We start from the raw sequence: 9,165 nt of genomic DNA on the forward strand, positions 1-9,165 counted from the left end.
GGCCGGCGGGCCACCTGGTCGGCGCGTCGGCGATCCGGTTCCGCCGGCCGGGCGAGCCCGCGGCCTGCGGCCCGCGCGGAACACCCCGCGACTCGCCGGGCGACCTCCACGGCGGCCACGACCTCCCGGCCGACCGGCGCCAGGACCGCCGGTACACCAAGGCCCGGACCGGGGTCTCCCGGTCCGGGCCTCAGGCGTCGGGTCGTCACCAGGTCAGGACGGCACCCGGCGCGGCCGCACGGTCTACTTCACGACGGTGAGCGGCAGCAGCTTCTTGCCCGTCGGCCCGATCTGGATGTCGAGGTCCAGCTGCAAGCAGATGGACACACCCCTAAATCCAGGGCTAGCCTCCGCCCATGAAGACGTACGACATCGACACCGAGTGGACCCCCTCGGACCTGGCTCTGCTCAAGGAGCTGAAGAAGGCGGAGACCCTCCTCCCTGCGGACGCTCCGCGCGCTCTGCTCTCCATCCGCCTGTCCGTACTCACGGAGGACACCACCTCGCCGGTGCGGCAGGAACTCGACCTTCGCCTGTTGGCCAGGGACAAGGGGTATCGAGTCGTCGGCGTCGCTTCCGATCTCAACGTCTCGGCGACGAAGGTTCCGCCGTGGAAGCGCAAGGAACTCGGCGAGTGGCTGAACAACCGATCTCCCGAATTCGATGCTCTTCTCTTCTGGAAGCTCGACCGGTTCATCCGTCGCATGTCGGATCTCGCCACCATGATCGAGTGGTGCCAGCGGTACGGAAAGAACCTGGCCTCGAAGAACGACTCGATCGACCTTGAATCCACTGTCGGTCGGATGATGGTCACGCTCATCGGGGGTATCGCCGAGATCGAGGCGGCGAACACGTCGACCCGCGTCGCTTCGCTCTGGGACTACACGAGGACTCAGGACGCGTGGCTCGTGGGCAAGCCCGCGTACGGCTTCGTCACGACGAAGGTGAACGGAAGATCGGCCCTTGCCATCGATCCTGTCGCACAGAAGGCGTTGCAGTGGGCGCGCCGCATGGCGCTGCGGGGAGTGTCCGCCCGGCGCATGGCTGTGTGTCTCGTCCGGTCCGGGCTCATGTCCGCAGGGCTCACCACGACGACTCTCCTCCGTCGCCTCCGCAACCCGGCACTCATGGGTTACCGGGTGGAGGAGAACAAGAACAAGGGTGTGCGTCGCTCCAAGCTGATCCTCGGACACGATGGCAAGCCGATCAGGGTGGCCGAACCGATCTTCACTGAGGACGAGTACAACGAACTGCAAGAGGCCATCGACCGGCGCGGCAAGAACCAGCCCCAGCGTCAGACGCACGGCGCGACGCAGTTCCTCGGCGTACTGGTCTGCGCCGACTGCACGTCCAACATGACGGTGCATGTCACGTCCAACAAGTTCGGCCAGTACCGCTACCTCCGGTGCCAGAAGTGCAAGAGCGGGGGGCTCGGCGCACCGGACCCACAGGGCGTGTACGACGTCCTGGTGGGCGATGTGCTGCGGGTGCTCGGCGACTTCCCCGTGCAAGTCCGTGAGTACGCCCAGGGCGCTGGGGCTCGGGCCGAGGTGAAGCGGCTCGAAGAGGCCATCGCCTACTACATGAAGGAACTTGAGCCGGGAGGCCGCTACACGAAGACGCGGTTCGCTCAGGAGCAGGCAGAGAAGACGTTCGACAAGTTCTCAGAGGAACTGAGCGCGATCGATCCCGAGACCGCACAGGACCGATGGACCCTGATCCACAACGGCAAGACGTTCCGTGAAGCATGGGAGTCCGGAGGCATGGAGGTCATGGCCGAGGACCTCCGCCGCGTCGGCATTACATGCGAGGTGACGCGCACCAAGGTCAAGGGCGTGCGTGCACCCTCCGTGCACCTGCGTCTCAAGATTCCCCGTGACGTACGCGAACGGCTCGTCATCAAGAGCGACGACTTTGCAGCGAAGCTCTGACAGCAAGGACAGGAAGGGGCTCGGCTTGACAGCCGAGCAACCCGCCACGTAGGAATACCTCCCCGCTCTTTGACGGAGCGGGGACCGTAGCTCCCGCCGTTCAGCGGTGGTAGATCTGGCCACTCCGCGAGAGGCCGCGATCCCGAGGGGCTCGCAGGGACGTCGAGGGACTCCCGAAGCGCAGGACGGAACTGCGCGACTTCCAACCGCCGAGCCGTGGCTACGTGCTGCGCTCCACCGACAGGAGTCGCGAACCCTTGAACATCACGAGCGAGATCGTCTGGACCTGTGAGGCGTGCGCATCGCCCCTCATTGATGGACACGCCCACACCTGCGGCCCCAACGACGGGAGCCGCGACCAGTGACTATCAGCTTCGGCCATGACCGCCCGTGGGGCGGAGTCTCTCAGCGCGAGTACCGGCGCATGGCGCAGGACCCTGCACAGACGCTCCACTACCGCGTGCACTTCGCCGCCATCGGTTGGGCCGACCGACAGGGGCACGCTGCGTCCGAACCTGGCCGACTGGCCGCGCTACTAGGCAAGGACGGCAAGCGACTGTCCGACCAGAGCACCCGCAACGCGGTAGTGCGCGCCAAAGATCTCCACCTCATCTCGCCCCGTTCCGGCGCGGCCTGCCTGGTGCTCCCGGCTCACCTGTTCCAGAAGGCCAAGGGTGCGCCGGTACCCTGCCGCGTCCACCAGGACAGGTGACCGCACACCACGCGTGTAGTCAGAGCACGCCTGGCGTGTGCTCATACAGCACCTGACCTGCACGAACGTTCACGCCCTCTCTTATCTATTTGGCTCCAGTGCAGTGCGGCCCCCTCCGGGGCCGACAAGCTCCTTTGGCCGCTACGCGGCCACCTGTCGCAGCCACCTGGGGCAGGGCCAGTCAGCCCTTATTCCTTGCACTCTTCCACCGTCGCCCAGGCGGCAGGCGCAAGCCTGTGACCAGGCACTACCCCGCAGCCGGCCGGACCCGAGAGCCCACCTGGAAAGGTCTGAAACCGTGGCACGATCTGAGCTGCTAAGACTAGGCGGTGTGAGCTTGCCCCTTTCGGGGGTCATCCCCCACCCCCTCGCCAGCCTGCTTCGACGGGCGTAACCCGAGCGGTCCGGTCGGCGTTGTCCAGACCGTGACACCAACCGGTCATCCTGACCGTGGTCGAGACGAAGCGTCTCGCTCGCAGTGCGGCAGAGCTGATGTCCCTGTCCTCCGCCCTTCAGGCGGACGGCATCCAACTGGAACTCCTGTCCGGCCCCCTCCAGGGTGTGTACGACCCGAACGGGGCGGGCGCGATCGTGTTCGCAGTTCTCGCCGTCAGTGCGGAGGTCGAGCGGGAAGGCATCCGGGAGAAGACGTTGGAAGGCTTGGACGCTGCGGCCCGCAAGGGCAACCACGGAGGACGCCCGACCGTGGTGGACGACGACAAGCTAGCCGTGGCCCGTGCCCGGTATGCCAAGGGCGAGAGCGTGAGCGCCATCGCCAAGGCGCTGGGGATCTCCCGCGCCACTCTGTACCGGCACATCGGCGAGAGCGCCTGAGACGGACCTCTGCCCCTGTGTGCGGCGTGCCGCGCAGGGGCAGAGACTTCCGCACCAAAGGCCCCTCCCCGTCAGGCCGTGACTTCGGAGTGAGCCGGTACCGGCGGGCGAACGCCCGTCAGGATCTCCGCGTGAGCGAGCAGACAGGGAGCAAGGTCCGGGTACCAGCCACGGGCGACGGCTTGCAGCATCTCAGCCAGGGCCGCGAGTTCTCCGATTCGGCCGGCTGGACTGTCCAGGATCGAAGCGAACCTTTTCCGGATGCGGTCCGCTACGCCCGGCACCAGCAGGCTGTTCGCGTGGAGTAGACCCGCGTCGAAGCCGAGGGGCACCCGCCCCCACCGCTCCCAGTCCAGCAGGTTCATGGGCACGACCGTGAGGTTGCCCCAGTGCAGGTCACCGTGCCCTGTCATCCGCTCCACCTTGGCCGGGGTAGGGATACCGAGGAACAGCGGGAAGGCGCGTTCCATCCACTCGTCCCGGACGGTGACCCTCACTCCGTCCGCTTCGCTCAGCGTGCCGAGTGCCCGGCACAGGTCGTCCCACCATGCGTCAGGCAAGCCGGGGTCGCGGTCCAGGTCCGCCCGGTCCGGGGACACAACGGGTTGTGCCACGTAGTCGAAGGCTTCCGCCTCGAACGCCCACTCGCTGTCAGTCCAGTCGTGCACCGCGTGCAGGCGTGGACGCGGGACAGCAGACACCAGCAGGGATGCGCCGACGATGCCCTCCCCCTGCATCCGGCCCGCGTTCCTCAGAGCAGTGCGGCTCACCCGTAGCCACCGGTCCCCCGCTCTCCGGCCGACGGTGACCCCTTGGAACCCCCACGCCAACGGGCCAGTGCACGTCAGGGCCAGAGCCTTCGCCGCCCGGTCGTGGGCGGCTTCCATCAGGGTCTGTACGTCCTCACTCGGAGGAGAGTTCATCGGTCACCTTCCTGAGTTCTCCGGCCGTCAGAGAGGCAGCCAGAGCTTTCGCCGCATCGTCCCAGTGCTCGCGGGTGCTCGCCGAAGTCAGGACCACATCGAGGCCGGGGCACGATCCGGCAGCCAGCAGGGCAGCGGCTGCGGGCGACAGTCCGGGGCGGATGAAGTCCACCAGTCCCGGTGTCATGGCACTGAGCAGTTCGCCGCCGTGCAAGGGAGCAGACCCGAACGTGATGAGCCCCGCGTCTTTCGCGTCCATCAGTGCAGACGACGCTAGGGACCTACGGGCATGCGGCTCTACCTTGTTGCACGCTGTTGCACGGGTTCACCCGAGCGTGGAGAGCGCGTCACGGATCAGACCCTTCGCCGGCTCGCCCCGCACGGCCACCCGTGACAGCTCAGCGAAGGCGCGTAGGTAAGTGCGGATCTCTCCGGGAGTGGTCAGGTTGATCTCAGCTGTCAGCGTCTCCACAGCCACCTGCTGATCGTCGAAGGAGTAGAACGCTTCGAGCGGCCACACCGTTCTACGGGCCTGCTTCGGGATGATGCCGAGCGCCACGTTCGGCCGGCGCATGACTGTGAGCAGATGCTCAAGCTGGTCCCGCATGGCTTCGTCATCGCAGACCCGGTAGTGGAGAACCGTCTCTTCGAGGAGCAGCGCGAAGCGGTGGTCACCCTCACGGATCACCCGCGACCTGTCGAGCCTGGCAGCCACCGCGTCAGCCACGTCATCCGGTGTGCCCTGAAAGGCCGTGATGGCTCTCAGAAGCCCTGTCGCGTACCCGGCGGTCTGGAGCATGCCCGGCATGACGTTCGAGGCATAGACACGGAACGAGCGGGTGCGCTGGTAGAGCGGGACAGTCTGCTCATGGACACGGCGCATGCCGTCCTTGTGGATCTGCCTCCACTCGACGTACATGGACTCGGCGTTGCGCGACGCGGCGACTATGTCGGCCGCTTGGTCGTCTGCTCCACACGCGGAGCACCATGCGCGGATGTCCGCGTCCGAGGGTGGCGTGATGCCCCGTGCGATGCGGGAGGACTTCGCCCGGTGCCAGCCGCACCGAACGGCCAGCTCATGGCCTGACAGTCCCGCGTCTTTCATCAGCCCTTGCAGGCGGGTGGCAACCGCCTGGCGCGCGGCTTGGGCACTGGAGAGCGGAGAGGTAGGCATGAGCTGACCGGCCAGGAATCAGACGGTGTACTTCTCGTGCGGGATGCCCCGCTCCCACACAGCCTCGAACGCCGACGCACACAGCTTGGCTACGGCAGCGTCCTCCGTCTGGTCGGTGTGGACCCACCTGCCCACGCCGTCGAAGACGTTGAACTGAACAAGCCTGCCGTCGAACAACCAGAAGTCGTTGCCCGGCAGGGCCAGGTCCGAAGCACTGCGCCGGGGCAGCCAATGGATCTGCTCTCCGGCCGCCACGTTGGTGAACGTGCCGGAGTGCTCGAACGCGATGTAATCGCTGACAGGCTCCGACACGATGCGGGCACGTCGGATGACGACACCCTTGGCCGTGACCTCCTGAACGAGGTCAAGCCACGGACGCCACCAGGAACCCCGGTCATCCGGGTTCAGCCGGTGCCCCTGCTTCCATGCGGCGAAGCCTTCGACCTCGTTGTCCACGCCGTATCCGTCGCGCATCTCCAGATGCACGGCTGACTCCCGCACTGACCTGATGAGGTCGGAGAAGTCAGTCAGACTCTGCGACACGAAGCGCCTCCCTGAGAAGCGGGACCATCCGCTTCGGAACCCTGATCACCGACTCATGCCCGGGGATCAGAACATCCCGTGAGCTTTCGCCCGTGGTCTGCTCGTCTGCTGTCCACCCCTGGATCACAAGATCCTTCGACTCCTGGTCCACCCACACAGCAGGTGATCCGTGATCTCCGGACTCAGGATCTTTACCAACGAACCGTAAGGCTATGAGGTCCCTCCCTGTCGAGCGCGTTGCGCCTGGTTGCACGACCCTCATCCTGCCGGTCTGTGCTGGTCAAGAGGGCGTGTTCACCCTGGCCGGGTTCAAGGACGAGTGCGACCTGACGAGGGCACGCAAAAGGCGTCCGGCTCTGTGTCGGGCCGGACGCCCTCTACCTACCTACACCCACTCCACGGCCGAGACGATGCGCCCACCGTCTTGCCGAGGGGCAGGAAGCGGCGTTCGCCGCAGCGTGCGCGAAGCCTGCTCACGCTCTCTCGCACCGAGCCCTCGAAGGATCTCGGCCCGCTCCACATCGGTCATGCCTGCGAGCGACTCAGCCATCCGCCGGACAGCATCTGCGCTGGTCACGAGGGTTTTACCACCGTGAGCGGGAGCATCTTCTTACCGCTCTCGCTCAGTTGTGGCCATGTGTCGAACTGCGGGCACACGCCGCAGTCGAAGCACGGGGTCCAGCGGCAGTCCTCGACCTCGGTCTCGTCCAGCGAGTCCTGCCAGTCCTCCCAGAGCCAGTCCTTGTCGAGACCGGAGTCCAGGTGGTCCCAGGGCAGGACCTCCTCGTACGTCCTCTCGCGGGTGGTGTACCAGTCGACGTCCACGCCGAAGGCGGGGAGCGCCTTCTCCGCGCTCCTCATCCAGAGGTCGTAGCTGAAGTGCTCGCGCCAGCCGTCGAACCGGCCGCCGGACTCGTAGACCTCGCGGATGACGGAGCCGACCCGGCGGTCGCCGCGGGAGAGCAGGCCCTCCACGATGCCGGGCTTGCCGTCGTGGTAGCGGAAGCCGATGGAGCGGCCGTACTTCTTGTCGTCGCGGATCTTGTCCCGGAGCTTCTTCAGCCGGGCGTCGGTGTCCTCGGCGCTGAGCTGCGGGGCCCACTGGAAGGGGGTGTGGGGCTTGGGGACGAAACCGCCGATGGAGACGGTGCAGCGGATGTCGTTCTGGCCGGACACCTCGCGGCCCTTGGCGATCACGTTGACCGCCATGTCGCCGATCTGGAGGACGTCCTCGTCGGTCTCGGTGGGCAGGCCGCACATGAAGTACAGCTTCACCTGGCGCCAGCCGTTCCCGTACGCGGTGGCGACCGTCCGGATCAGGTCCTCCTCCGAGACCATCTTGTTGATGACCTTGCGCATCCGCTCGGAGCCGCCCTCGGGGGCGAAGGTGAGCCCGGACCTGCGGCCGTTGCGGGTCAGCTCGTTGGCCAGGTCGACGTTGAACGCGTCGACGCGGGTGGAGGGCAGCGAGAGCCCGATCTTGTCCTCGGTGTACCGGTCGGCGAGGCCCTTGGCGATGTCGGCGATCTCGCTGTGGTCGGCGGAGGAGAGCGAAAGGAGGCCGACCTCCTCGAAGCCGGTGGCCTTGAGGCCCTTGTCGACCATCTCGCCGATGCCGGTGATGCTTCGCTCCCGCACGGGGCGCGTGATCATGCCGGCCTGGCAGAAACGGCAGCCGCGGGTGCAGCCCCGGAAGATCTCCACCGACATCCGCTCGTGGACGGTCTCGGCGAGCGGGACCAGGGGCTGCTTCGGGTAGGGCCACTCGTCGAGGTCCATGACGGTGTGCTTGGACACGCGCCACGGCACACCGGACCTGTTGGGCACGACGCGGCCGATGCGGCCGTCGGGGAGGTACTCGACGTCGTAGAAGCCCGGGACGTACACGCCTCCCGTCCTCGCGAGGCGGAACAGGACCTCCTCGCGGCCTCCCGGTCGGCCCTCGGCCTTCCAGGCGCGGATGATCTCGGTGATCTCCAGGACGGCCTGCTCACCGTCGCCGATGACGGCGCAGTCGATGAAGTCCGCGATCGGCTCGGGGTTGAAAGCGGCGTGCCCGCCCGCCAGCACGATGGGGTGGTCGACGGTGCGGTCCTTGGACTCCAGCGGGATGCCCGCCAGGTCGAGGGCGGTGAGCATGTTGGTGTAGCCGAGCTCGGTGGAGAAGCTGAGCCCGAAGACGTCGAAGGCGCCGACGGGGCGGTGGCTGTCCACGGTGAACTGGGGCACCTTGTGCTCGCGCATCAGCTCCTCGAGGTCCGGCCAGACGCTGTACGTGCGCTCGGCGAGGACGCCGTCACGCTCGTTGAGCACCTCGTAGAGGATCATGACGCCCTGGTTGGGCAGCCCGACCTCGTACGCGTCCGGGTACATGAGAGCCCAGCGGACGTCGCATTCGTCCCACGGCTTGACGGTGGAGTTCAGCTCACCGCCGACGTACTGGATGGGCTTCTGCACATGCGGGAGCAGAGCTTCGAGCTGTGGGAAGACCGACTCGGCAGACATCTGAGGACTTTCGTGAGCTGGACGGGCAGGGGTGACCATCCAGCGTACCCCGGTGCTCAGCCCTTGAGCGCCGTCCGGAGCCCGGGCCTCGACGCCCTCGCCCAGGCGTGCGGCAGTTCGTGCTCCCGGCGGGCGGCGGCCGTCTCCTCCTCCCCGTACAGGAGCCCCCAGGTGAAGGCGGTCTCGCCCGCCGCGTGCGCCTGGACGGCGAGGGTGCGCAGGGTGTCGCGGGCCACGACGCCGTCCTGGTGGTCGCCGAGCAGCGACTGGACGGCCTTCATCCGCTTGGCGAACCTTCTGGCGGGTTTCCCGAGCGCCGGCCCGGCGGCCTCCGCCGCGTAGCGTGCGCGCTTGGCCGCCTTGCGGGCCTCGTGCACCGCCACGTCCCGCTCGTGGCCGGGCGGCTGTTCCAGGGCGTGGGCGACACGGGCGGCCAGCCGCCGGTAGTCCTTGAGGACGGCCCGGGGCAGCACCTTGCCGGGCGCGCGGTCGGCGGCCTCGCGCAGCGGCGGGTCCGCCAGCAGGGCGTCGAGGCTGTCGAGG

Annotated in this window: 9 protein-coding genes; 3 read left to right on the forward strand and 6 right to left on the reverse strand. The window is 67.3% G+C overall.

What is annotated here, in order from left to right; genetic code table 11:
• The first annotated feature begins 356 nt into the window (after positions 1-356).
• The 3 genes from ABZ371_RS24075 (at position 357) to ABZ371_RS24085 (ending at position 3,477) form a co-directional block, all read left to right on the forward strand.
• Entirely contained in the window at positions 357-1,931 is a 1,575-nt protein-coding gene (locus ABZ371_RS24075) for a recombinase family protein (RefSeq protein ID WP_358683136.1), read from the forward strand.
• 361 nt (positions 1,932-2,292) lie between these two features.
• Positions 2,293-2,643 (forward strand): hypothetical protein, encoded by a 351-nt coding sequence (locus tag ABZ371_RS24080; RefSeq protein ID WP_358683138.1) that lies wholly within the window; start codon positions 2,293-2,295, stop codon positions 2,641-2,643.
• Between the two features lie 450 nt (positions 2,644-3,093).
• On the forward strand, positions 3,094-3,477 hold the full coding sequence (locus ABZ371_RS24085; RefSeq protein WP_358683140.1) for a recombinase family protein: 384 nt from the start codon (positions 3,094-3,096) through the stop codon (positions 3,475-3,477).
• A gap of 71 nt (positions 3,478-3,548) precedes the next feature.
• Here the strand turns inward: ABZ371_RS24085 and ABZ371_RS24090 are convergent, their stop codons facing one another.
• The 6 genes from ABZ371_RS24090 to ABZ371_RS24115 form a co-directional block, all read right to left on the reverse strand.
• Positions 3,549-4,247 (reverse strand): hypothetical protein, encoded by a 699-nt coding sequence (locus tag ABZ371_RS24090; protein ID WP_358683142.1) that lies wholly within the window; start codon positions 4,245-4,247, stop codon positions 3,549-3,551.
• Positions 4,248-4,380: 133 nt separating this feature from the next.
• The gene (locus tag ABZ371_RS24095; RefSeq protein ID WP_358683144.1) at positions 4,381-4,659 is read right to left on the reverse strand and encodes a hypothetical protein; all 279 of its coding nucleotides are present in this window, start codon (positions 4,657-4,659) and stop codon (positions 4,381-4,383) included.
• A gap of 66 nt (positions 4,660-4,725) precedes the next feature.
• Entirely contained in the window at positions 4,726-5,574 is an 849-nt protein-coding gene (locus ABZ371_RS24100) for a helix-turn-helix transcriptional regulator (protein WP_358683146.1), read from the reverse strand.
• An 18-nt stretch (positions 5,575-5,592) separates the two neighbouring features.
• Positions 5,593-6,117: a DUF6879 family protein gene (locus ABZ371_RS24105; protein WP_358683148.1), complete on the reverse strand. Its 525-nt coding sequence runs from the start codon at positions 6,115-6,117 to the stop codon at positions 5,593-5,595.
• A gap of 573 nt (positions 6,118-6,690) precedes the next feature.
• Complete coding sequence (locus ABZ371_RS24110) at positions 6,691-8,622, reverse strand: TIGR03960 family B12-binding radical SAM protein (protein WP_358683150.1); 1,932 nt, start codon at positions 8,620-8,622, stop codon at positions 6,691-6,693.
• 56 nt (positions 8,623-8,678) lie between these two features.
• Positions 8,679-9,165 (reverse strand): CHAD domain-containing protein (locus ABZ371_RS24115; RefSeq protein WP_358683152.1); only part of this gene is annotated, 487 nt, incomplete at its 5' end.

Source organism: Streptomyces sp. NPDC005899 (assembly GCF_040629645.1).
Taxonomy (GTDB): domain Bacteria; phylum Actinomycetota; class Actinomycetes; order Streptomycetales; family Streptomycetaceae; genus Streptomyces.